Annotated in this window: 21 protein-coding genes; 10 read left to right on the forward strand and 11 right to left on the reverse strand. The window is 61.4% G+C overall.

Annotated elements, in window-relative coordinates:
• Positions 1 to 45: 45 nt before the first annotated feature.
• The 7 genes from ubiA to recG form a co-directional block, all read right to left on the reverse strand.
• Entirely contained in the window at positions 46 to 909 is an 864-nt protein-coding gene (ubiA, locus tag ACAX43_RS11680; protein WP_370708551.1) for a 4-hydroxybenzoate octaprenyltransferase, read from the reverse strand.
• Between the two features lie 337 nt (positions 910 to 1,246).
• Positions 1,247 to 2,290 carry a phage tail sheath family protein gene (locus tag ACAX43_RS11685; protein ID WP_370708552.1) on the reverse strand — a complete coding sequence of 348 codons (1,044 nt, stop codon included), beginning with the start codon at positions 2,288 to 2,290 and terminating at the stop codon, positions 1,247 to 1,249.
• Between the two features lie 234 nt (positions 2,291 to 2,524).
• The gene (locus ACAX43_RS11690; protein ID WP_370708553.1) at positions 2,525 to 2,719 is read right to left on the reverse strand and encodes a hypothetical protein; all 195 of its coding nucleotides are present in this window, start codon (positions 2,717 to 2,719) and stop codon (positions 2,525 to 2,527) included.
• Positions 2,720 to 2,875: 156 nt separating this feature from the next.
• Positions 2,876 to 3,364, reverse strand: a complete 489-nt coding sequence (locus ACAX43_RS11695; RefSeq protein ID WP_027777895.1) for a Dps family protein — start codon at positions 3,362 to 3,364, stop codon at positions 2,876 to 2,878.
• 245 nt (positions 3,365 to 3,609) lie between these two features.
• Positions 3,610 to 5,064, reverse strand: a complete 1,455-nt coding sequence (locus tag ACAX43_RS11700) for a catalase (RefSeq protein WP_370708554.1) — start codon at positions 5,062 to 5,064, stop codon at positions 3,610 to 3,612.
• A 394-nt stretch (positions 5,065 to 5,458) separates the two neighbouring features.
• On the reverse strand, positions 5,459 to 6,418 hold the full coding sequence (locus ACAX43_RS11705; protein WP_370708555.1) for a hydrogen peroxide-inducible genes activator: 960 nt from the start codon (positions 6,416 to 6,418) through the stop codon (positions 5,459 to 5,461).
• A 152-nt stretch (positions 6,419 to 6,570) separates the two neighbouring features.
• Positions 6,571 to 8,916: an ATP-dependent DNA helicase RecG gene (gene recG / locus ACAX43_RS11710; protein ID WP_370708556.1), complete on the reverse strand. Its 2,346-nt coding sequence runs from the start codon at positions 8,914 to 8,916 to the stop codon at positions 6,571 to 6,573.
• A 148-nt stretch (positions 8,917 to 9,064) separates the two neighbouring features.
• Here recG and queA point away from each other — a divergent pair, with 148 nt between their 5' ends.
• The 5 genes from queA (at position 9,065) to secF (ending at position 15,107) form a co-directional block, all read left to right on the forward strand.
• Positions 9,065 to 10,123 (forward strand): tRNA preQ1(34) S-adenosylmethionine ribosyltransferase-isomerase QueA, encoded by a 1,059-nt coding sequence (gene queA / locus ACAX43_RS11715; protein ID WP_370708557.1) that lies wholly within the window; start codon positions 9,065 to 9,067, stop codon positions 10,121 to 10,123.
• A gap of 112 nt (positions 10,124 to 10,235) precedes the next feature.
• The gene (gene tgt, locus ACAX43_RS11720; RefSeq protein ID WP_370708558.1) at positions 10,236 to 11,441 is read left to right on the forward strand and encodes a tRNA guanosine(34) transglycosylase Tgt; all 1,206 of its coding nucleotides are present in this window, start codon (positions 10,236 to 10,238) and stop codon (positions 11,439 to 11,441) included.
• Positions 11,442 to 11,647: 206 nt separating this feature from the next.
• Complete coding sequence (gene yajC / locus ACAX43_RS11725) at positions 11,648 to 11,977, forward strand: preprotein translocase subunit YajC (RefSeq protein ID WP_007179286.1); 330 nt, start codon at positions 11,648 to 11,650, stop codon at positions 11,975 to 11,977.
• Between the two features lie 118 nt (positions 11,978 to 12,095).
• Positions 12,096 to 14,138, forward strand: coding sequence for a protein translocase subunit SecD (secD, locus tag ACAX43_RS11730; protein WP_370708559.1), 2,043 nt, complete (start codon positions 12,096 to 12,098; stop codon positions 14,136 to 14,138).
• A gap of 18 nt (positions 14,139 to 14,156) precedes the next feature.
• Positions 14,157 to 15,107, forward strand: a complete 951-nt coding sequence (gene secF, locus ACAX43_RS11735) for a protein translocase subunit SecF (RefSeq protein ID WP_370708560.1) — start codon at positions 14,157 to 14,159, stop codon at positions 15,105 to 15,107.
• Between the two features lie 106 nt (positions 15,108 to 15,213).
• Here secF and ACAX43_RS11740 read toward each other — a convergent pair whose 3' ends face one another.
• Positions 15,214 to 16,491, reverse strand: coding sequence for an MFS transporter (locus tag ACAX43_RS11740; protein ID WP_370708561.1), 1,278 nt, complete (start codon positions 16,489 to 16,491; stop codon positions 15,214 to 15,216).
• Between ACAX43_RS11740 and ACAX43_RS11745 the strand changes: the two genes are divergently transcribed.
• On the forward strand, positions 16,490 to 16,807 hold the full coding sequence (locus tag ACAX43_RS11745) for a hypothetical protein (protein WP_370708562.1): 318 nt from the start codon (positions 16,490 to 16,492) through the stop codon (positions 16,805 to 16,807). The genes ACAX43_RS11740 and ACAX43_RS11745 overlap by 2 nt on opposite strands.
• Here ACAX43_RS11745 and ACAX43_RS11750 read toward each other — a convergent pair.
• Genes ACAX43_RS11750 through ACAX43_RS11760 form a run of 3 tightly spaced genes read right to left on the reverse strand, consistent with a single transcriptional unit; the run spans position 16,783 to position 18,557 of the window.
• Entirely contained in the window at positions 16,783 to 17,364 is a 582-nt protein-coding gene (locus tag ACAX43_RS11750; protein ID WP_370708563.1) for a YceI family protein, read from the reverse strand. The two genes, ACAX43_RS11745 and ACAX43_RS11750, sit on opposite strands and share 25 nt — an antisense overlap.
• 60 nt (positions 17,365 to 17,424) lie before the next feature.
• Positions 17,425 to 17,988, reverse strand: a complete 564-nt coding sequence (locus tag ACAX43_RS11755) for a YceI family protein (protein WP_370708564.1) — start codon at positions 17,986 to 17,988, stop codon at positions 17,425 to 17,427.
• Between the two features lie 8 nt (positions 17,989 to 17,996).
• On the reverse strand, positions 17,997 to 18,557 hold the full coding sequence (locus tag ACAX43_RS11760) for a cytochrome b (RefSeq protein ID WP_370708565.1): 561 nt from the start codon (positions 18,555 to 18,557) through the stop codon (positions 17,997 to 17,999).
• 408 nt (positions 18,558 to 18,965) lie between these two features.
• Here ACAX43_RS11760 and ACAX43_RS11765 point away from each other — a divergent pair, with 408 nt between their 5' ends.
• From ACAX43_RS11765 to ACAX43_RS11780, 4 genes are read left to right on the forward strand one after another with little or no spacing between them, the layout of a single operon-like run.
• On the forward strand, positions 18,966 to 19,709 hold the full coding sequence (locus tag ACAX43_RS11765; protein ID WP_370708566.1) for a paraquat-inducible protein A: 744 nt from the start codon (positions 18,966 to 18,968) through the stop codon (positions 19,707 to 19,709).
• Positions 19,710 to 19,716: 7 nt separating this feature from the next.
• Positions 19,717 to 20,367: a paraquat-inducible protein A gene (locus ACAX43_RS11770; protein ID WP_370708567.1), complete on the forward strand. Its 651-nt coding sequence runs from the start codon at positions 19,717 to 19,719 to the stop codon at positions 20,365 to 20,367.
• Positions 20,360 to 22,018, forward strand: a complete 1,659-nt coding sequence (locus ACAX43_RS11775; protein WP_370708568.1) for an intermembrane transport protein PqiB — start codon at positions 20,360 to 20,362, stop codon at positions 22,016 to 22,018. The genes ACAX43_RS11770 and ACAX43_RS11775 overlap by 8 nt, the downstream gene beginning before the upstream one ends.
• On the forward strand, positions 22,015 to 22,749 hold the full coding sequence (locus ACAX43_RS11780; protein WP_370708569.1) for a membrane integrity-associated transporter subunit PqiC: 735 nt from the start codon (positions 22,015 to 22,017) through the stop codon (positions 22,747 to 22,749). The genes ACAX43_RS11775 and ACAX43_RS11780 overlap by 4 nt, the downstream gene beginning before the upstream one ends.
• Positions 22,750 to 22,758 lie beyond the last annotated feature (9 nt).

Consider the following 22,758-nt stretch of genomic DNA (forward strand, 5'->3'; position numbering starts at 1 on the left):
GCGGCGTCCACGGCGCAAAAGAAGTGCGACCGAAGCGCGGCAGAGCTAAAACGAAGCCACCGCGTAATGCGCAGCAATGCCGACAAACAGCGCGCCACCCAGCCAGTTGTTATGACGGAACGCCGCGAAGCACGCCATCCGTTCGCGGTTGCGGATCAGCATGTAGTGATAGATCGCGCAGCCCGCTGCCGCCGCCCATCCCAGCCAGTACAACGCGCCAAAACGGAGCATCACGCCGATGCCGACGTAGATCCCCAGCGTCACCGCATAGCAGAGCATGATCGCCGCCACGTCGAAGCGGCCGAAGGTCAGCGCCGAGGTGCGGATGCCGATCTTGATGTCGTCGTCGCGATCGACCATCGCGTATTCAGTGTCATATGCGACCGACCAGAACACGTTGGCCAGCAACATCACCCAGGCGAGCATCGGCACGTGATCCTGAATCGCGGCAAACGCCATCGGAATGCCAAAGCCGAACGCGATGCCCAGATAAGCCTGTGGAATAGCAAAGAAGCGCTTCGTAAACGGATACGAACCGGCAACGAAGAGCGCCGCCACCGAAAGCTCCTTGGTCAGCGTATTCAGTGGCAGGATCAGCAGAAATGCCAGCAGCGACAAACCGGCCGCCAGCGCCACCGCCTCCCATGCCTTGATCTTGCCCGACGTGATCGGACGGTTTTCGGTGCGCTTTACATAGCGATCGAAGTCGCGATCCGCGTAGTCGTTGATCGCGCAGCCCGCCGAGCGCATCAGCACCGTGCCCACCGTGAAGATCACCAGGAGCGGCCACGAAGGATGGCCGTCGGACGCAATCCACAGCGCGTTCAGCGTCGGCCACAGCAGCAGCAGGCTGCCGATCGGCTTGTCCATGCGGACGAGGCGCAGATACAGGGGAAGTCGGGCGAACATGGGCGGATTCGGTGAAGTGCAGACGGTGCCGCTATTTTACGGGATGCGGACGGCAGACGATCCGTTCGCTCACCGGCGTTTCCAGATCGCTCTATACCTCGTCAAAAAATGCAGGATTCGCACCTCAATATGCCAGGTCGTTGCAATTCCCAGATCACCATTTCCGCCTCAAAGGGACCCTGATGAAACGCTATCCCGGGTATTCAGAGCCGACTCAGTGGAGCTGAAAAATGGCGGCGTACCGCGCAGGCCGACAGCGAGCAGATGGGGTCAGTGTGCCGTTGGCCGTGTCAACATCGAGGTGCGGCGAAAAACGACATGGAAACACCCGAGGACATCAACCTTGGGCCACATCCTGAGTGAACTGCAAAATAATAAACTCAGCTGGACGCACCGCCGCCATGCCTATTTCCGCAATCATTTTTCCTTGCGCAATATCGGTATCCGACATGGTGATGTCTTTGCCTATCCGTACAAAATACGCTTCCTGTTCGGTTGCGCCTGCCAATGCACCTTGCTGCCACAGGCCATACAGGTAGTTGGTAATAGCGCCGCGGACTTTCTCCCACGTGGGTTGATTATTCGGCTCAAATATTAGAGTCTGCATGGCGGCTTTAATTTCCCGCTCCGCACTGTTAAACAGACGTCGCACGGAAATATAACGCCAGTCGTCGCTATCCTTCAGAGTTCGTGCGCCCCAGACAACAAGGCCGCGATCGCCGTTCCTGCGAATCATGTTGATTGCTTTGCCGCTGTTATATTGACTTTGAAGATCATCTGTAACGGCATAGCACGCCTGATAATTAGCCGGTAAAGTGATATTTGCAGGCGCTTTCCATACGCCGCGGGTGCGATCTGATACGCAATATAATGCGGCCATGACGAAGCTGGCCGGAATGATTTGGGTTGCCCAATCTGGCTTGAGGTAGGGATAGTAAACTGCACCAAAAGGGCTTTCCGGATAACTGGCTGCCGCACTGCCGTCAGTTATCTCACCCCGTGGGCCGTCCAGAATGGCAAATAATCCGCTGTCGGGCTGGCAAAGATTAATTATGTCGGTATATATGGTGCCTTCCCCGCCAGCGACCAGCAAAGTTATGTCGTCATATTTTGGCGCCTCAGTCAGGAAGCTTTTATATAACACAACGTAACAAGGTCCTCCACCACACTCAAAATAAGCCCTCATGTACTGACTGTCGTCGGTTGCTGTTCCCATGGACGACTTGCTGAACTCGAGGAAATTGTTGAATTTTTGAGCGGGACCGCTGGGCATGGTCCATAGTGCGATTATCGGTACGGTGGTGGCCGCCGCCTCGACGGCAATCGATAGTGCGGCGTCTTCTGTAACGTAGATACCCGGATAACTGGTTGTCGTAGTCATCTGATTTTTCGCTAGAAAAATTTGGAAAATTGATCGATTTCGGCTTGACTGACTTATTAAGTGGCGCCACATTGATAATTAATGAGCAAATTTTTATCGACCTGATTCGGCGAATTCGTTCGTACAAAATTAGTGGAACGATGTCAATAAAACAAGTGACAAGTTGATGCAGGAGCGTGTCCGGACGCAATGACGAAAAAGGTAGGTGTTTCTTTATTTACGTTATGTGGTAAATCAATCGGCATGTTTCTCGAAATGAAATGACGCGGCGCCGAGGCTAATCACGCATCTCACCAGTACGGCGCCGTCGGCCTGAATTTCATTAGTCGCCCCCCTGAACACCCCGATAGTCGTTTTTGTGGCGCTTGACGCAGAAATGGTGATCTGCAGCACGCATTTGATCTGTCCGACGAAGAGGTCGTCGGGCAACGGGGCACAGAGTCCTTACTGGCAAACCACAAGAGTGCGCCCGCATGGGCGCACAAAACAAAGCCTCCCGCGAAGGGAGGCTTTGTTTTGTCTAAGTTCCGGCTCAACGCAGGCGCTGACGCGCCACGCTGACTTCAAGCGAAAACGCCTATACGCTCACGCCAGCATCGAGCGCAGCATCCATGCGGTCTTTTCATGCGTTTGCATGCGTTGCGTCAGCAGGTCGGCGGTCGGCTCGTCGTTGGCGGCTTCCGTCGACGGGAAAATCGCACGTGCGGTACGCACCACGGCTTCCTGACCTTCCACCAGTTGGCGGATCATTTCTTCAGCAGCCGGTACACCGTCCGCTTCCGGAATCGACGACAGCTTCGCGAATTCCTTGTAGCTGCCCGGCGCATGCACGCCCAGCGCACGGATCCGCTCAGCGATCGAATCGACCGCGAGTGCCAGCTCGTTGTACTGCGTTTCGAACATCAGATGCAGCGTGTTGAACATCGGACCCGTTACGTTCCAGTGGAAGTTGTGGGTCTTCAGGTACAGCGTGTAGGTGTCGGCGAGCAGTCGCGACAGACCTTCTGCAATCTTCTTGCGATCCTTGTCGCTGATCCCGATATTGACGTGCTGTACGGCTTCTTTCTTGGCCATGATGACTCCTTTGAAGAGTGATACGAACCGGTCGGCAAGGGACGGTTTGCGGATAGCAAACTCGAACATCGAACGCTCGACAGTTTAGCTTAGAAAGCCGCTGCGCTCGTGTGACGCGTGGTCGCTTGCCGCACCCGCGGCCACGCGTTCAATCAGCCGTCGAACGCGTGCCGGAGAGTTTGGTCCTCAAGCGACGATCGCGCATTCCACTGCCTTGCGCAGCAGCAAAGCCTGCTGCCTGCTGTTTACTTCTTGCCGCCTTCAGAGAGCTCGGCCATCGCGGCGATCACGCCTTCCGCATAGGCCGGATCGATGCGGCGGAAATGCGCGATCTGACGCGCGACGATCTCCTGCGGCACACCGTCGATATGGCGTGCGATGTTGCCGAACAGACGCTGGCGTTGCGCCGCATCGAAGAGCGCAAACAACATGCCGGGCTGCGTGTAGTAATCCTCGTCCACGCGATGATCGTAACGATCGACCGTCCCCGCCGCGAGCGGCGGTTCCGACGCGTTCGTATCTTGAGCGAAGTCGCCGAAACGATTCGGCTCGTAGTTCACGTTGCCGCCGAGGTTGCCATCCGTGCGCATCGCACCGTCGCGGTGGAACGAATGCGGGCTCGGCACACGGGCCGTATTCACCGGAATCTGATGGTGATTGATACCGAGGCGATAGCGCTGCGTGTCGCCATACGAGAACAAACGCCCTTGCAACAGACGGTCCGGCGAGAAGCCGATACCCGGCACCACGTTGGCCGGCGTGAACGCTGCCTGCTCCACGTCCGCGAAGTAGTTCGCCGCATTGCGGTTCAACTCGATCGTGCCGACGTCGATCAACGGATAGTCCTTCTGCGACCACACCTTCGTGATGTCGAACGGGTTGAAGCGATAGTTCGCTGCGTCCGCTTCCGGCATCACCTGGATGGCGAAACGCCATTTCGGGAAGTTGCCTGCGTCGATGTTGCCGACCAGATCGCGCTGCGCGCTTTCACGGTCTTGCGCCACGACTTGCGCTGCTTCGGCATCGGTGAAGTTCTCAATCCCTTGCATCGACTTGAAGTGGAACTTCACCCAGAAACGCTCGTTGTCCGCGTTGATGAACGAGTACGTATGCGAACCGAAGCCGTGCATCTGGCGGTAGTTTTGCGGAATGCCGCGATCGCTCATGAGGATCGTCACCTGATGCAACGATTCCGGATGACGCGACCAGAAATCCCATGCAGCGATGTTGTTGCGCAGGTTGGTGTACGGATCGCGCTTTTGCGTGTGGATGAAGTCCGGGAATTTCAGCGGATCGCGGATGAAGAACACCGGCGTGTTGTTGCCGACCACGTCCCAGTTGCCTTCTTCCGTGTAGAACTTAATCGAGAAACCCCGCACGTCGCGTTCCGCATCGGCTGCGCCGCGCTCGCCGGCAACCGTGGAAAAACGCATGAAGAGCGGCGTGTCCTTGCCGACCTGGGCGAACACCTTCGCCTTCGTGTAACGCGAGATGTCGTGCGTGACCTTCAGCGTGCCGAATGCGCCGGAGCCCTTCGCGTGAACGCGACGTTCCGGAATCACTTCGCGATCGAAGTGGGCGAGTTTTTCGAGCAGCCATACGTCTTGCAGGACGACCGGACCGCGCACGCCGGCGGTCATCGAATTCTGGTTGTCGGCGACGGGTGCGCCGGCTGCATTAGTGAGCTTGCGTTCGGACATATGTGACTCCTGAGTGGTTTCTTTCAGAAATGGAATGCGGGGAGAGGCGCGGTGCGCTGATGAACACGGCTTACGCGGACAAAGCCCGATCGACCAGCAAGGACAACGCGACCGTGCGCATGCTCCGCACCGAGGCAGCGAAAGCGCCTGGGGCAACACGGGGGGATTGAGCGGCGACAGCGTGGTCTTGCGGCGAGTTTGATGGCTTCATGATTTCCTCCGGGTCTTATGGGATCGGGCGATCCATGGAGGAAACTATCACAACGCTATCGAATTATTGTATTTGATAAATTTAATCTATTCGATAGGGATCACGACGATCAGCGCCTTGGCGCGGTTGCCGGACCGTCCGCCGAGGGCACGGGACGGACCGGCTTAGGCGCGGCGCGCGCTCCTAATTGACAGCAACGGGCAGATCCAGTTTTTTGACGCCCGGCAGATCGCAGGCGTTGATGGCATCGCAAATGGCCTCAATGGCTGGCATCCGCGTGAAGCTCTTGCGCCACGCGAGCACCACGCGGCGGTCAGGCACCGGTTCGTCGAACGCGACATAGCTGAGCAGTCCCGCATCGATACCGCCTGCGTGCGGCTTGACCTCATGCACCGACATGCGCGGCAGCACGGTAATCCCGACGCCGCTCGCCACCATATGGCGAATGGTTTCCAGCGACGAACCTTCGAACGTCTTCTGGATGCCGTCCGCGTTCTGCGAGAAGCGCATGAGTTCCGGGCAGACGCCCAGTACGTGGTCGCGGAAGCAATGACCGCTGCCAAGCAGCAGCATGGTTTCCTGCTTCAGATCTTCGGCGTCGATTTTCGCGCGGTTTTCCCACGCGTGACCGGACGGCAGCGCCACGACGAAGGGTTCGTCGTACAGCGGGCGCTGCATCAGACCCGTTTCCGGAAACGGCAGCGCCATGATGGCGACGTCGATTTCGCCTTGCTTGAGCAACTCGATCAGCTTGAGCGTGTAATTTTCCTGCAGCATCAACGGCATCTGCGGGACACGCTTGATCATCTGTTTGACGAGGGTAGGCAGCAGATACGGCCCGATCGTATAGATGACACCGAGCCGCAGCGGCCCAACCAGCGGGTCTTTACCCTGTTTTGCGATTTCCTTGATGGCGAGCGTCTGTTCGAGGACGCGTTGAGCTTGCGTGACGATCTGTTCGCCGATCGGCGTGACGCTGACTTCGCTGGTGCCGCGCTCGAAAATCTGGACGTTGAGTTCGTCCTCGAGCTTTTTGATTGCCACCGACAGAGTCGGCTGGCTGACGAAACACGCTTCGGCGGCCCGGCCGAAGTGCCGCTCGCGGGCAACCGCGACGATGTATTTCAATTCGGTGAGCGTCATTGGGGGACCAATCAGGACGATAATTCGATAGGTTCTAGTTATACACCTATAGGGTCGGTTCGCCAACCTTTTGGTCTTCCGACGGCGGACGCACTGCAGCAAGGGCTTCACCGCGTTAGGCACACGGACACGAAGCGCCGCCCGGCACGACCCTAAGCCTTCAAATATTGCTCTCGAGCCCCAAGCCACCGCGCGAGATGCTGCATCACCACCTCGGGATACTTCTCGAGCAAAGCCGCGGCAGCATCTCTGGCAGGCTCAATTAGCCACTGATCATTCTCGAGATCAGCAAATCTCAACATGGCCGCGCCCGATTGCCGCGCGCCCAGAAACTCGCCCGGACCGCGAATCTCAAGGTCCCTCCGCGCGATTTCGAACCCGTCGGTCGTTTCCCGCATGGTCTGCAACCGAGCGCGCGCAGTCATCGACAACGGCCCGGTATAAAGCAACACGCAAACCGAAGCCGCACTTCCGCGCCCCACCCGCCCACGCAATTGGTGCAGCTGCGCCAACCCGAACCGCTCCGCGTGCTCGATCACCATCAGCGACGCATTGGGCACGTCGACACCCACTTCGATCACCGTCGTCGCCACCAGCAACTGCACCTCGTTGCGTGTGAACGCCTCCATCACGGCCGCCTTCTCCGCCGGCGCGAGACGTCCATGGACCAGTCCCACATTCAATTCAGGCAACGCGGCCACCAGCGTCTCGTAAGTCTCCACCGCAGTCTGCAACTGCAATGTCTCGCTTTCCTCGATCAGCGGACACACCCAGTAAACCTGCCGTCCCGTCAGCGCGGCCTCGCGCACACGGCCGATCACCTCTTCGCGCCGCGCGTCGGAGACCAGCTTGGTCAGAATCGGCGTGCGCCTAGGTGGCAATTCATCGATCGTCGAGACGTCGAGGTCGGCGTAATAGGTCATCGCCAGCGTGCGCGGAATCGGCGTCGCGGACATCATCAACTGATGCGGCTGGAAATCGCGCGCGCCGTCGGCGGCGTTTCGCCCCGGAGAAACGCCCCCTGGGGGATGCGCCTTGGCGCGCAAGGCGAGCCGTTGCGCCACGCCAAAGCGGTGCTGTTCGTCGACAATCACGAGGCCCAGCCGCGCGAACTCCACCGCGTCCTGGATGATCGCGTGCGTGCCGATCACGAGCTGCGCGGTGCCGAGCGCCGCCGCTTCGAGCGCGGCGCGCTTTTCCTTGGTCTTCAGACTGCCGGCGAGCCACGCGACGCTCACGCCCAACGGCTCCAGCCAGCCGCGCAATTTGCGCGCGTGCTGTTCGGCGAGAATTTCGGTCGGCGCCATCAGCGCGGCCTGGTAGCCGGCGTCGATCGCTTGTGCGGCAGCCAGCGCGGCAACGATCGTCTTGCCACTGCCGACGTCGCCCTGCAGCAGCCGCTGCATCGGGTGAGGTTGCGTCAAATCGAGCGCGATCTCACCGCCCACACGCTCTTGCGCCGCCGTCAGCGTAAACGGCAGCGCCTTCAGCAAGCGCGCCACCAGTGCCGATTCATCGCCCTGTTTCCGGCGCGGCATGGTCGGCGCCGCACGCGTGCGGCGCTCTTCGTGCGCCCGCTTCAACGACATCTGCTGCGCCAGCAATTCCTCGAACTTGATACGCACCCACGCCGGATGCGTGCCGTCGATCAGCGCGGTCTCATCGGACTGCACGCCCGGATGATGCAGCGTGCGCACCGCCTCCATCAGCCCGGGCACACCAAGCGGCTGCAGATAGGCTTGCGCGATCGGCTCGGGCAGCAGTTCCGGCAGCGACGTGCGCGACAACGCGTTGTCGATCGATTTGCGCAGATAGGCCTGCGTCACGCCGGCGGTGCTCGGATACACGGGCGTGAGCGCCTGCGGCAGCGGCGTGTCTTCGTCGACCACGCGCACCGCCGGATGCACCATCTCCATGCCGAAGAAGCCGCCGCGCACGTCGCCGCGCACACGCAACCGCGCGCCGATGGCCATCTGCTTGACCTGCGAGCCGTAGAAATTCAGAAAGCGCAGCACGAGTTCGTCGCCGGCATCGTCGCGCAGTTTCACCAGCAACTGCCGGCGCGGGCGATAGGCGATCTCGTTGTCGAACACCACGCCCTCGGTCTGCGCGATACCGCCCGGCAGCAGATGCCCGATCGGCGTGAGCGACGTCTCGTCTTCATAGCGCATCGGCAAATGCAGGACGAGATCGAGGTCGCGCGTGAGGCCGAGTTTGGCGAGCTTGTCGACGGGTTTGGCCGCGGGTTTGGCCGCGGGTTTGGCGGTGGCCTTGGCAGCAGGCTTCCCGGTGGCTTTGCCCGCGGGCTTGCCGGCGGGCTTGTCACCGAATGGGTCAACCATTTCATCTTCACGCGCGGCCTTGTCGTTCTCCAGCGCGACACCCGCGTCGAGGTCGTTCACGCCCGGCGCCGCTGCTTTGCCCCGCGCGGCGCGGCGCTTGGGCTCGTCGCTCACTTCATCGGTAGCAGAGGGCAATCGGCGTTCGGACAAAGGCATGAGTTGCTTCGCAAGTACAATATCGGCTGTCAAAGGTGTCGCCGCCATATAGCGCGCGGGGTCGCGGGTCGCTCTGGCGTCCCGCAATCATAGCCGCCCGGCTCCGGCTTCGGCTCAATTCAGTCCCAATTCGCTTCCAGTCGTCCGCATGTTTACGCTTTCCGATTTCGATTTCGATCTGCCACCCGAGCTGATCGCGCAAGTAGCGCTTCCCGAGCGCAGCGCCAGCCGTCTGCTCGAAGTGGGCAACGCGGCCGGCTCCGCCGAGGCCGCGCGTCTGATCGACCGCCGCTTTGCCGAGTTGCCCGAGTGCATCGCGGCCGGCGATCTGCTGGTCTTCAACGATACCAAAGTCCTGAAGGCGCGCTTCCTCGGCCAGAAGGCCAGTGGCGGCAAGATTGAAGTGCTGGTAGAACGCCTGACCGGCGAGCGCACAGCCCTCGCGCAGATTCGCGCGAGCAAGAGCCCGCAGCCGGGCACCACGATCCGTCTCGCCGATGCTTTCGACGTCACCGTTGGCGAACGCGTCGAGCCGTTCTACACGCTGCATTTCCCCGACGACTGCCTGACGCTGATCGAGCAATTCGGCCGCCTGCCGCTGCCGCCCTACATCGAGCACGATCCCGACTCGACCGACGAGACCCGCTACCAGACCGTATTCGCGCAGAACCCCGGCGCGGTCGCCGCGCCCACTGCCGGCCTGCATTTCGACAATGCGCTGCTGGCTCGCCTCGACGCCAAAGGCGTCGAACGCGCGACGCTGACGCTGCACGTCGGCGCGGGCACCTTCCAGCCGGTGCGGGTGGAGAACCTGGCGGAGCACAAGATGCACAGCGAGTGGTATCACTTGCCGCAATCGCTCGCCGACAAGATCGCGGCGACGCGGGCGCGCGGCAACCGCGTGATCGCGGTGGGCACCACATCGATGCGCGCGCTCGAAGCCGCCGCGCGCGACGCGGATGCAGCCGGACGCCCGCTCGGCGCGGCGAGCACGGAAACCGACATCTTCATCACGCCTGGCTACACGTTCCGAGTAGTCGACCGGCTGGTGACCAATTTCCATTTGCCGAAGTCGACGTTGTTGATGCTGGTGTCGGCATTCGCGGGCGTCGAAACGATTCGCGCCGCGTACAGGCACGCGATCGAGGAGCGCTACCGCTTCTTCAGCTACGGCGACGCGATGCTGCTCACGCGCCGCGACGTTTGAAATCGGACACGCCGTTTCAAAGTTTTCGTAGTTCCCCAAGCCGCCGCGAGGTTCTCCGGCGGCGTTAAACATTTGCGCCGGACTGTTTTCCGGTAGCACAGGAGTCCCCCCAATGACCGACGGTCATATCCACGATACAAACGGTACCTGCAAAACCTGCGCGAACGTCACCGAGCGTCCGGAAAGCGGCCTCAAATTCGAACTGCTCGGCACCGACGGCCAGGCACGGCGCGGTCGCGTCACGCTAAATCACGGCGTGGTCGAAACGCCGATCTTCATGCCGGTCGGCACGTACGGCACCGTGAAGGCCGTGCAGCCGCGCGAGCTCGAGGAAATGCACGCGCAGATCATCCTCGGCAACACCTTTCACCTGTGGCTGCGCCCGGGCCTCGAAACGATCGAGGCGCACGGCGGCCTGCACGGCTTCATGGGCTGGAAAAAGCCGATCCTGACGGACTCCGGCGGTTTTCAGGTGTTTTCGTTAGGCGATCTGCGCAAGATCACTGAGGATGGCGTCACGTTCGCATCCCCGATCAACGGCGACAAGCTCTTCCTCTCACCCGAAGTGTCGATGCAGATCCAGAAGGTGCTGAACTCGGACATCGTCATGCAGTTCGACGAATGCACGCCGTACGCGACCAACAACGTGCCGACCTCGCACCAGGAAGCCGCCGATTCGATGCGCATGTCGATGCGCTGGGCCAAGCGCTCGACCGACGAATTCAACCGCCTCGGCAACCCGAACGCGCTGTTCGGCATCGTCCAGGGCGGCATGTTCGAAGACCTGCGGGACGAATCGCTGGCGGGCCTGGCGGACATGGACTTCCACGGCCTGGCGATCGGCGGCCTCTCGGTCGGCGAGCCGAAAGAAGACATGATGCGCGTGCTGAACCATATCGGCCCGAAGCTCCCGGCCGACAAACCTCACTACCTGATGGGCGTCGGCACGCCGGAAGACCTGGTGGCGGGCGTGGCCGCCGGCGTCGACATGTTCGACTGCGTGATGCCGACCCGCAACGCGCGCAATGGCTGGCTCTTCACGCGTTTCGGCGACATCAAGATCCGCAACGCGGCACACAAGAACTCGCTGCGCCCGCTCGATGAGCAATGCGGTTGTTACACCTGCCGAAATTTCACTCGGGGCTATCTGCACCATCTGCATCGTGTAGGGGAAATCCTCGGCGCGCAGTTGAACACGATCCACAACCTGCACTACTACCTGGAACTGATGCAGGAAATGCGCGACGCGATCGACGCAAAACAGTTCGAGCCTTTCCGCAAGCGCTTCCACGAGCACCGCGCGCGCGGCATCGACTAGCCGGCAACCGGCCCGAGGCCGACGAATTTGCCAGAGGAATTCGCCGACCCCACACGGAAAACCTTACAATTAACTTTCGCGAACGGCGAAAAAGGCTTTAAAGGGTTGATCGCAAAGCCGATTCGCCGCGCCGATGCCTGTCAGGCGGGTGGTAGAATGACCGGCTGATTTTTTTGATCGTTTTGATTTATAACGGAGAGACCAACGTGTCGTTCATTTCCAATGCCTTCGCCCAAGGCACAGCAACAGGTGGCATTGAATCGAACCTGATGAGCTTCCTGCCGCTGATCCTGATGTTCGGCGTGCTGTACTTCATCATGATTCGCCCGCAAATGAAGCGCCAGAAGGAACATCGCAACATGCTCGCCGCGATGGCCAAGGGCGATGAAGTGGTGACGAACGGCGGCATCGTCGGCAAGGTGACCAAGGTGGGTGAAGCTTACGTCGGCGTCGAAATCTCGGAAGGCACGGAAATCACCGTGCAAAAAGCGTCGGTCACGACGATTCTCCCGAAGGGCACGATCAAGTCGCTGTAAGGCCTGCTCTCTCGCGTCCGGCGCGGCCTCGCCGGCGGTTCTCGCGGAACAACGCTGAATCGCCCGCGCTCATCGCCGGACGCATCGCTTCCAAGCCAACCTTCCCGTTGGACCACTCATGAATCGTTACCCCCTCTGGAAATACGCCGTGATGCTGGTGGCTCTGGTCATCGGCCTCGTGTACACGCTGCCCAATCTGTTCGGCGAAGCGCCGGCGGTGCAGGTGTCGAGCGGCAAGGCGACGGTCAAGCTCGACTCGACCACGCTGTCGGCAGTCGAAGCGGCCCTCGCTGCCAATCAGATCAAGCCTGACGAAGTCACGTTCGACAACTCGTCGACCAACGCGAACATCCGCGTGCGTCTGCTGGACACCGACACGCAGTTGCGCGTGAAGGACCTGTTGCAGAAGTCGCTGAACAGCGACCCGACCGATCCGCAATTCGTCGTTGCGCTGAACCTGCAAAGCGCGTCGCCGCGCTGGCTGACCGCCTTGCACGCGCTGCCCATGTACCTCGGTCTCGATCTGCGCGGCGGTGTGCACTTCCTGCTGCAAGTCGACATGGCCGGCGCGCTCAACAAGAAGCTCGACTCCGACGCTTCGGACGCACGCACGCTCCTGCGCGACAACAACATCCGCGATGGCGGCGTGAACCGCGTCAACCAGACGGTGGTGATCAATTTCGCCGACCAGGCCACGGCGGACGCAGCGGTCAAGCAACTGGGCCGCAGCATCAGCGAACTCCAGTGGGCCTCGCAAGCAGGGTCTGACGGCGGTGTGCAGCTGGTCGGCACGTTCACGCCGGTGGTGCAGAAAGCCGTTCAGGACGCCGCGCTCAAGCAGAACATCACCACGCTGCACAACCGCGTGAACGAACTCGGCGTGGCCGAACCGGTGATCCAGCAGCAAGGCTCGGACCGCATCGTCGTCGAACTGCCGGGTGTGCAGGACACGGCGAAGGCGAAGGACATCATCGGCCGCACGGCAACGCTCGAAGCGCGCCTCGCCGACCCCGTCAACACGCATCCGAATCCGTCCGATCCGGTGCCCCCGGGCGACGAGCTGTTCACCCAGGGCAACCAGACGCCGGTGCTGCTGCGCAAGCAGATCATCTTCACGGGTGACCGCATCATCGACGCATCGGCGGGCTTTGACGAACATCAGCGCCCGTCGGTCAACATCCGTCTGGATTCGGCGGGTGGCCGCGCGGTGCGCAGCGTCTCGCGCGACAACATCGGCAAGCCGATGGCGATGGTGCTGTTCGAAAAGGGCAAGGGCGAAGTGCTGACGGTAGCGACCATCCAGTCGGAACTGGGCGACCGCTTCCAGATCACCGGCCAGCCGAACCCGCAAGCCGCCGCCGACCTCGCGCTGCTGCTGCGCGCCGGTTCGCTCGCCGCGCCGATGGACATCATCGAAGAACGCACGATCGGCCCGAGCCTCGGCGCGGACAACATCAAGAAGGGCTTCCACTCGGTGGTGTGGGGCTTCGCGGCCATCGCCGTCTTCATGATCGCGTACTACATGCTGTTCGGCGTGATCTCGATGATCGGCCTGTCGGTCAACCTGCTGCTGCTGATCGCGGTGCTGTCGATGCTGCAGGCCACGCTCACCTTGCCGGGTATCGCGGCTATCGCGCTCGCGCTCGGTATGGCGATCGACGCGAACGTGCTGATCAACGAGCGCGTGCGTGAAGAGTTGCGCAACGGCGCGCCGCCGCAGTTGGCTATCCAGAACGGCTACGCACATGCATGGGCGACGATTCTCGACTCGAACGTCACCACGCTGATCGCCGGTCTCGCGCTGCTCGCCTTCGGCTCCGGCCCGGTGCGCGGCTTCGCGATGGTCCACTGTATCGGCATCTTGACGTCGATGTTCTCGGCGGTGTTCTTCTCGCGCGGCGTGGTCAACTTCTGGTACGGCGGCAAGAAGAAGCTCAAGTCGCTGGCGATCGGCCAGGTGTGGCGTCCGCAACCGCAAGGTATCGACGGCGCAGCCGCCTATCTCGGCAATGACGACGCCGCGACCGACACCGCAAAAGCCGTCGCCGCCGTGGCCGCCAAGCCGAAGGCAAAAGCGGCTGCCCAGGCGCGTGCCGGCAAACCGACCGTGCGCCGCCGCGACGCGTCCAATACGCCGCAGAAACCGGGTTCATCCCGCTGAACCCCGGAGAACTAGACCATGGAATTTTTCCGTTTTCGCAAAGACATTCCGTTCATGCAGCGTGCGTTGATCTTCAACGCAATCTCGCTGCTGACGTTCCTTGCCGCTGTGTTCTTTCTGCTGCATCGTGGGCTGCATCTGTCGGTGGAGTTCACCGGCGGTACCGTCATCGAAGTGCAGTATCCGGGTGCCGCGCCGCTCGAACCGGTGCGCGGCACGCTCAACAAGCTCGGCTATGCCGACGCGCAAGTGCAGAACTTCGGCACCTCGCGTGACGTGCTGATCCGCCTGCCGCTCAAGCAAGGCTACACGTCGGCGCAACAGAGCGACCAGGTGATGGGCGCGCTGAAGGGGCAAGAGCCGCAGGTGCAGTTGCAGCGTGTCGAGTTCGTCGGCCCGCAGGTCGGCAAGGAACTCGCTACCGACGGCCTGATGGCGCTGGCCTGTGTGGTGGTCGGCATCGTGATCTACCTGTCGTTCCGCTTCGAATGGAAGTACGCAGTGGCCGGCGTGATCGCGAACTTGCACGACGTGATCATCATTCTCGGCTTCTTCGCGTTCTTCCAGTGGGAGTTCTCCCTGTCGGTGCTGGCTGCGGTGCTCGCGGTGCTCGGCTACTCGGTGAACGAATCCGTCGTTATCTTCGACCGGATTCGTGAAACCTTCCGCCGCGAACGCAAGATGACCGTGATCGAAGTGATCAATCACGCGATTACCAGCACGATGTCGCGCACGATCATCACCCACGGCTGTACGCAGATGATGGTGCTGTCGATGTTCCTGTTCGGCGGCCCGACGTTGCACTACTTCGCCCTGGCGCTGACGGTCGGTATTCTGTTCGGTATCTACTCGTCGGTGTTCGTCGCGGCGGCGCTTGCCATGTGGTTCGGCGTGAAGCGCGAAGACCTGGTGAAGGACAAGAAGGAGCGCGTCGACCCCGACGATCCAAACGCCGGCGCGCAAGTCTGATCCCACTGTAGGCAGACGTCGCAATAGAAAAAGGCCGGTTCACTCGAACCGGCCTTTCACGTTTACTGCCGCCCTTTTTCCCGTCGTGTCGGTACCGCTCAGCGTGTTATCTGAACCCAAGCTTGCGGCGCGCCGCCATCAGCGCCACCAGACTCACGACCGCGGCAAAAATCATGTAATAGCTCGGCGCAGCCTTCGAACCCGTGGCGCGGATCAGCCACGCAATGATGAACGGCCCGAATCCACCGAAGATCGTCACGGCGATGTTATAGGCGAGTGACATGCCAGTGGTACGCGTCTGCACAGGGAACATCTCGGAAAGCAAACCCGGCAGCGCCCCGAAATACCCTGTCATCAGAAAGCCGAACACGATCTGCAGGGCGATCAGCGTGCCGAATGTCGGATGGGCGACCAGATAGACGAAGGCCGGATTGATCAATATGAGAAGCAGCAGCGCCGATATCAGCATGATCGTGGTGCGCCCATGCCGGTCCGACAGATGACCGACTAGCGGCGAGAACACCATCTGGATCACGCCGGTCAGCGCAATCGCCGCAAACGCGACCGAAGGCGCCAGTCCCAACTGCTTCACGCCGTAGGTCGGCATGAACAGCACCAGATAAGTCGACACCGTCCCGAGCACGACCACGCCGATCGCAATCACGAGGCGCAGCTTCTGGCTGGTGAAGGTATCGCGCAGCGGCGTCATCGTCGTTTCCGCCGCGAGGAACTCCGGCGTCTCGTCGAGCTTGGTGCGGATGTACCAGGCGACCGGCCCGATCAGCAGACCGAAGAAGAACGGCACGCGCCAGCCCCACGAGGCCATTTGCTCCGGCGACAGATTGCCGGTCAGCAGTACGCCGAAGACGGCGGCGAGCAGCGTCGTAAGCCCTTGGCTTGCGACCTGCCAGCTCGCGAAGAAGCCGCGCCGCCCCGGCACGTGTTCCGCGAGAAACGCCGTCGCGCTGCCGAACTCGCCACCTGCCGAAAAGCCCTGCATCAGACGCGCCAGGACGAGAATCACGGGCGCCGCAACCCCGATGCTCTGATAGGTCGGCAAAATCGCGATGATCAGCGTGCCGCTCATCATTAGAAGGATCGACAGCGTGAGCGCCGCCTTGCGTCCGGCGCGGTCCGCGTAGGCGCCGATCACCATCGCGCCGAGCGGCCGCATGAAGAACGACACGCCAAAGGTGCCGAGCGTCAGCAGCAACGAGACCGTGTCGTTACCTGCCGGGAAAAACAGTTTCGCGATGGTGACCGCGAAAAAGCCGTATACCACCAGATCGAACCATTCCAGCGCGTTGCCGATCGAGGCGGCGATCACCGCGCGCCACGAATTCTGCCGGCTCTCCGCCAGGCGTGCCGCTGTCGTTGCATTCATGCAGATCTCCAATGCGCGCGAAATATTGTCGATCCAGACTTTTACGCCGGATGTTGCCGGACTGGATGCGCGCACAACCAATACGGTGCCAGCGCTCTATGTACCTGAAAAAATAAAACGACGCGAGCGGCAAATAGCCAGTGGCCGCCGCACAAGGCTTTCGGCGTTTCAAACGGGCAACAAAAAAACCGCTTCGTCGCAAAAGCGAACGAAGCGGCTTTTTGTTGCGACGCAACGGCAACTCCCATCGCTCACATTAAATACGAATAGGCATAGGCTCAAAAGGGCTGCTTATTGCTTGATGCCTTCGGCTTGAATATGCAGCTTGGTATCCATGTTGAAGCCGTACTTGGCGCCGAAATCCATGCCGTAATCGGCACGGTTGAAATGAGCATTCGCGTCCACGCCGCACACTTCGCGCTTGAGCACCGGGTGCTGCATGCACTTGAACGACTCGATCTTCAAATTCAGCGGCCTGGTCACGCCACGGATCGTCAGGCTGCCGACCACTTCGACCGGCTTGTCGCCATCGAACTTGATATCGGTGCCTTTGTAAGTCACCGCCGGAAACTGGGTAACGTCAAAGAATGTGTCGGTCTTCAGGTGCTCGTCGAGCTTGGTGTCGCCGGTTTCGATCGAAGCGGGATCAACCGTGACGTCCACCGTGCCGGTTTTCGCGGCGCGGTCGAGCGTGACCGTGCCGGCGCTCTTCGCGAACTTGCCGCGCCACACCGAGAGACCCCCGAAGTGGTCCGCTTCGAAGCTCGGATACGTGTGAGTTGGGTCGAGCTGATAGGTGTTGGCAGCGGCAAACGTGCCGAGCGAGAAAGTAGAAGCCAGCGCGCCGACGGCGATCAGTAGGGATGTTTTCAATTCATGCTCCTTTGTTCTGGGAAGGAAAGCGGCTGCGCCCGAACGGCGGCACAGCGAACGTCACTTATGTGCTGCAACGATATGAAACTTGATCACCACGTCATCGGCAACCACCGAGGTGTCTTTCCATTCGCCGGTGCCGATGTCGAATTGCGAGCGCCTGATCGGCAACGAGCCGTCGAACGTCTGCGTCGCGCCCTGCTGGGTGACCGTGACCGGTACCACGACGGTCTGCGATTTACCCTTGATGGTCAGCTTGCCGGTGACCTTGAACTGATTGCCGCCGGCCGGCGCAATCGCGCTCGACACGAAGGTTGCAGTCGGATAGGTCTTCGCGTCGAACCAGTCTTTGCCGCGCACCTGGTCGTTGTAGCTTTCGTCCCCGAGGTCGTAACTGCCGACGTCGATGCTGAACTGCGCACTGCCCTCGGCCGGCTTTGCCGGATCGAACTTTACCTGCGCGGTGAATTTACCGAACTTGCCTTCCACCGGCACATTCATCTGCTTCGACGTTGCCGTCACCGAACTCTTTGCGACGTCGACTTGCGCGAGCGCGCTGCCGGCGGCGGTCAGTGAGGCCGCTGCGAACGCGGCGAGCATGTAGCGATAAAACGAAACTTTCATGGTTATCCTTATTTGATGAAAGGGAGCATGCGCGACAGCAGGCCGTCGCGGTCCAGCCATTGATGCTTGAGCGCCGCCACGACGTGCAGCGCGACCAGCACGAGCAACGTGTAATTCAACGCGATATGCACGTTCTTCAGCAGTTCCTTGAGATGCGGGTCGGGTGCGATCAGGCGCGGCAGCGGAATCAGGCCGAGATACACCACCGGCACGTTGGCCGCCGAGCTATACAGATAGCCGGATACAGGAATCACGATCATCAGCACGTACAGCAGCAGATGCGTGAGATGCGCGGCGCCGCGCTGCCAGGCCGGCATGCGGCGCGGCATCGGCGGGGCCGCGTGGGTGGCGCGCCACAGAATGCGCAGCACGGCAAGCGCGAACACCGTCACGCCGATCCATTTGTGCCAGGAGAAATAGCGCAGCTTGGTGGGCGTGAAGCCGGGGATGTCGGTCATCACCCAACCGAGCGCGAAGCCGCATACGATCAGCAACGCGATCAGCCAGTGAAAGGCGATGGCAGTCGGCGTGTACGACTCCCGGTCGCCGAAAGAAGGATTGAGTGCCATGACAGGCCTACGCGAGCTAAGAAAGGTTAACGGCCCAGCCGGCCCTGCTATTCCAATGTCGATGCATGCTGCATCGAGCGATTCAATAGCAAGCATGAGGGCCTCGGCAGACGCCAGGGTCGCCATGCTACCCCAAGCGTAAAAAGTTGGCTGCGGCCACCCCATGTGGCCGCCCGGAAAGTTTCCTTGCGTGTAAACCGGTTTGAAAAATTGGGGACGACACTGTCAGAACTAAGGAAATTTATGTAAGACTGGTCCTGATGCCGACGTCGGCTCGCTCGCCCACTGCACCGGGTGCAATGGCATGCCCAGCGACGAAGCGCGTTTGGTACTATTGCTCCACATTTTCGCCGGCCCTGCCCTGAACCCGGCATTGCACGCCTCTCACGTCGTTAGCCCTTCTGCCGTATGGAACATGACAACCTGATCGCGTGCCATGAGTGCGATACGCTGTTCCGCAAGCCACGGCTTGTCGGGCGGAGGGTCGCGCGCTGTCAGCGTTGCGGTGCGACGCTCTATCGCGGTGTCTCCCGCAAGCTCGACGGCATCTGCGCGATGACGCTGGCCGCCCTGATCACCTTCGTGATCGCCCAGGGCTTCCCGATCGTCGAACTCGAAACCAACGGCATCACCTCGCAGACCACGCTGTTCGGCGCGCTCGTCGCGCTGTGGAACGAGGACATGCAAATCGTCGCGGTCATGGTGTTCTGTTCGACCATTCTGTTCCCGTTGACCGAACTGGTCGCGCTGCTCTATGTCCTGGTCCCGCTGCGCGCCGGCTATGTGCCACCCGCCTTCAACCGCGTGCTGCGCGCCATTCAGTTCGTGCGGCCGTGGGGCATGATTGAAGTGTTCATGCTTGGCGTGCTGGTCACGATCGTGAAGATGGTGAGTCTCGCGCGCGTGATTCCGGAAGCGGCGCTGTTCGCGTTCGGCGTGCTGACGTTGATGTTCGCGGTAGTCGTCACGTTCGATCCGCGCATTCTGTGGGACCTCGCCGACGAAATAGGCGACCACGGCCAACGGCCGCTGCCGCACACTTCCGCGGACAGCGCAGCGGCTGCCGTCAGTTCGGTTGCCGGGCCGCCCGCGCCTCCCGCGGCGCAATCCGCATTGCCGTCAGGCGTGCCGCCGGCGCCGCATCAGGGATGAGCGCACGATGAAATACATCACCGCGAAGCGCGCAGGTCTGGTCTCCTGCCATGCGTGCGGACGCATCGAGCCGCGAATCCGCTCCGTCACGCCGCAGCACTGCGGCCGTTGCGGTTCCATCCTTCACGTGCGCACCCCCGATAGCCTGATGCGCACCTGGGCGCTGCTCATCGCGGCGGCCTTGCTGTATATTCCCGCGAACTTGCTGCCGGTCATGCACACGTCGTCGCTGCTCGGCTCGGAAGACGACACCATCATGAGCGGGGTCGTGTATTTCTGGACCTCGGGCGACTGGCCGCTGGCCGTGATCGTGTTCATTGCCAGCATCATGGTGCCGATGCTCAAACTGAGCGTACTGGTGCTGCTCACCGCCACCGCGCAGCGCCGCTCGCGCTGGCGGCCCGAGCAACGCACCACGCTCTACCGGATGGTCGAACGGATCGGGCGCTGGTCGATGCTCGACGTGTTCGTCGTCACGCTGACCGTCGCGCTCGTGCGCTTCAAATCGCTTGCCGTCATCACGGCCGGCCCAGGTGCCATTGCCTTCGGTTCGGTGGTGATTCTGACCATGATGGCATCCATGCAATTCGATCCACGGCTCATCTGGGACAACGTGGAAGGCAGCACCCCAAAACCTCAGGACCTCGACCATGACTAGTTCGCAAGGACCGACGCCCGCCTCCGATGCGCCGCGCAACGATTCGAACGGACCCAGGCTTCCCCCTGAACTACCCGATCCCGAGATCGAACCGCGCAGCCGCTGGCTGCCTTCGCTCGTCTGGGTGATTCCGCTGATCGCGGCGCTGATCGGCCTCGCGCTCGTGATCAAGTCGGTGACCGAAAAAGGCCCGACCATCACAATTACGTTCGTCAGCGCCGAGGGCCTCGAGCCCGGCAAGACCAAGGTCAAATACAAGGACGTCGACGTCGGCGCGGTGAAGAGCATCAAGCTGTCGAAAGATCTGTCGCACGTGCTGGTGCAGGTGCAGCTCACCAAGGAAGGTGACAACTTCGCAGTCAAGGATTCGCGCTTCTGGGTGGTGCGGCCGCGGATCGGCGCGAGCGGCGTGTCCGGACTGACCACGCTGCTGTCAGGCGCGTACATCGGCGCGGACGCCGGCCACTCGTCGGACTCCGAGAAAAACTTCGTCGGCCTCGAAACGCCGCCGCCGATTACCGGCGACCAGAAGGGCCATCAGTACATCCTGCACGGCGATTCGCTCGGCTCGATCGATATCGGCTCGCCGATTTTCTATCGTCGCGTGCAGGTCGGGCAGGTGGTCGGCTTCTCGCTCGACAAGGACGGCACCGGCGTGACGATGCAGGTCTTCGTGTCCGCACCGTTCGATCAGTACGTCGGCACCAATACGCGCTGGTGGCATGCGAGCGGTGTCGATTTGCGGCTCGACTCGAGCGGCTTCAAGCTGAATACGCAATCGCTCGCGACGGTGATCGTCGGCGGCTTGTCGTTCCAGTCGCCGCCGGCTCAGAGCATGGGCGCTCAGGCGCCGGACAACATGACGTTCCGCCTCGGCTCGGATGAACAGGACGCGATGCGCGAACCGGACGGCGTGCCATTGCGTGTGGTCATGAACTTCAATCAGTCGCTGCGTGGGCTGTCGATTGGCGCGACGGTCGATTTCCGCGGCATCGTGCTGGGCCAGGTGACCAACATCGGCATCGACTACGATCCGAAGAAACGCAGCTTCACGATGCCGGTGACGATGAACCTGTATCCGGACCGCCTCGGCAAGCGCTTCCGCGAGACGGCACCGATACCGGGCAGCCTCGCGGGTCAAACCATGCTGCAACAACTCGTGAAGCACGGTCTGCGCGGCCAGTTGCGCACCGGCAATCTGATTACGAGCCAGTTGTACGTGGCGCTCGATATCTTCCCGAAAGCGCCGCCGGCCACGGTTGACGTAACGGGCGATCCGCTGGAGCTGCCGACCATTCCGAACTCGCTCGACGAACTGCAGCTGCAGGTTGCCGACATTGCGAAGAAGCTCGACAAGGTGCCGTTCGACCAGATCGGCTCCAACCTGAACAGCGCGTTGAAGAATGCCGACCAGCTGTTCACGCGACTCGACAAGGAAGTCGTGCCGGAGGCACGCGACACGCTGGCTGCGGCGAAGCAGACCTTCGGTTCGGCCGAGGCGACATTGCAGCAGGACTCGCCGTTGCAGTCGGATGTTCACCAGGCGTTGCAGGAACTGACGCGCACGTTGCAGTCGCTGAATGCGTTGTCGGATTATCTGGAGCGTCATCCGGAATCGCTGTTGCGCGGTAAAACAGGAGATAAACCATGACGTTTGCCCGGCTCCCCCGCCCGCCGCGCGGGCTCGTGCGCGGCGCTGTGTATGTCGGCGCTCTGGCCGGACTGGTGGCGATGGCGGCGTGTTCGTCGCCGTCGAGCCGCTTTTATACGCTGGGTGCTGATGGCGTTCCCGCTGGCTCCGCGGCGCCGGTTAGCGCTCGGACCTCGGCCGCGCCGGCCTGGCTGATCGAAGTCGCGCCGATCGATGTGCCGCCGCAAGTGGCGAAGAATCAGCTTGTCGTGCAGACCGGACCGACGCAGGTTCAGGTGCTTGAGCAGGAGCGTTGGGCTTCGTTGCCGGGTGATGAGATTCGTCGGGCTTTGTCGACTAGTCTCACGCAGCAGCTCGGCACGATCGATGTGTATGGCACGGCTTATCCGGATGCGACACCTGTGTATCGGGTCAGCATGAATGTGCAGCGGTTCGAGTCATGGCCCGGGTCGCATGCCTTGATCGATGCGGTTTGGAGTGTGAGGGCTGTACGTAGTGCCGCTGTGATGACCTGTCGGAGTGTGGTCAGTGAGCCGGTTGGCGGCGGCTACGACGCTCTTGTTAGCGGGCACCGGCAGGCGTTGCAGCAGATTTCCCTGCAGGTTGCTGCTGCTGTGCGGGCTATGGCTTCTCTTGCTCCGCAGGGTAAGGGTCGGTCTGCTGGTAAGGGGACTGCGTTTGCCGTGCCGGGTTGTCCTTCTGGTGTTGGGTTGGCCGCTGCGGGGAGTTGAAGGCTCGCC

Origin of the sequence: Paraburkholderia sp. IW21, assembly GCF_041321145.1 — a bacterium.
Lineage (GTDB): Bacteria > Pseudomonadota > Gammaproteobacteria > Burkholderiales > Burkholderiaceae > Paraburkholderia.

Bases quoted from the DNA above. Each gene is read 5' to 3' on its own strand.
- ACAX43_RS11705 (WP_370708555.1), bottom strand. From the start codon at position 6,418: ATGACGCTCACCGAATTGAAATACATCGTCGCGGTTGCCCGCGAGCGG.
- ACAX43_RS11685 (WP_370708552.1), bottom strand. From the start codon at position 2,290: ATGACTACGACAACCAGTTATCCGGGTATCTACGTTACAGAAGACGCC.
- ACAX43_RS11755 (WP_370708564.1), bottom strand. From the start codon at position 17,988: ATGAAAGTTTCGTTTTATCGCTACATGCTCGCCGCGTTCGCAGCGGCC.
- ACAX43_RS11765 (WP_370708566.1), top strand. From the start codon at position 18,966: ATGGAACATGACAACCTGATCGCGTGCCATGAGTGCGATACGCTGTTC.
- ubiA (WP_370708551.1), bottom strand. From the start codon at position 909: ATGTTCGCCCGACTTCCCCTGTATCTGCGCCTCGTCCGCATGGACAAG.
- ACAX43_RS11745 (WP_370708562.1), top strand. From the start codon at position 16,490: ATGCAGATCTCCAATGCGCGCGAAATATTGTCGATCCAGACTTTTACG.
- tgt (WP_370708558.1), top strand. From the start codon at position 10,236: ATGACCGACGGTCATATCCACGATACAAACGGTACCTGCAAAACCTGC.
- ACAX43_RS11740 (WP_370708561.1), bottom strand. From the start codon at position 16,491: ATGAATGCAACGACAGCGGCACGCCTGGCGGAGAGCCGGCAGAATTCG.
- recG (WP_370708556.1), bottom strand. From the start codon at position 8,916: ATGCCTTTGTCCGAACGCCGATTGCCCTCTGCTACCGATGAAGTGAGC.
- ACAX43_RS11700 (WP_370708554.1), bottom strand. From the start codon at position 5,064: ATGTCCGAACGCAAGCTCACTAATGCAGCCGGCGCACCCGTCGCCGAC.
- secF (WP_370708560.1), top strand. From the start codon at position 14,157: ATGGAATTTTTCCGTTTTCGCAAAGACATTCCGTTCATGCAGCGTGCG.
- ACAX43_RS11695 (WP_027777895.1), bottom strand. From the start codon at position 3,364: ATGGCCAAGAAAGAAGCCGTACAGCACGTCAATATCGGGATCAGCGAC.
- ACAX43_RS11760 (WP_370708565.1), bottom strand. From the start codon at position 18,557: ATGGCACTCAATCCTTCTTTCGGCGACCGGGAGTCGTACACGCCGACT.
- queA (WP_370708557.1), top strand. From the start codon at position 9,065: ATGTTTACGCTTTCCGATTTCGATTTCGATCTGCCACCCGAGCTGATC.
- secD (WP_370708559.1), top strand. From the start codon at position 12,096: ATGAATCGTTACCCCCTCTGGAAATACGCCGTGATGCTGGTGGCTCTG.
- ACAX43_RS11780 (WP_370708569.1), top strand. From the start codon at position 22,015: ATGACGTTTGCCCGGCTCCCCCGCCCGCCGCGCGGGCTCGTGCGCGGC.
- ACAX43_RS11775 (WP_370708568.1), top strand. From the start codon at position 20,360: ATGACTAGTTCGCAAGGACCGACGCCCGCCTCCGATGCGCCGCGCAAC.
- ACAX43_RS11770 (WP_370708567.1), top strand. From the start codon at position 19,717: ATGAAATACATCACCGCGAAGCGCGCAGGTCTGGTCTCCTGCCATGCG.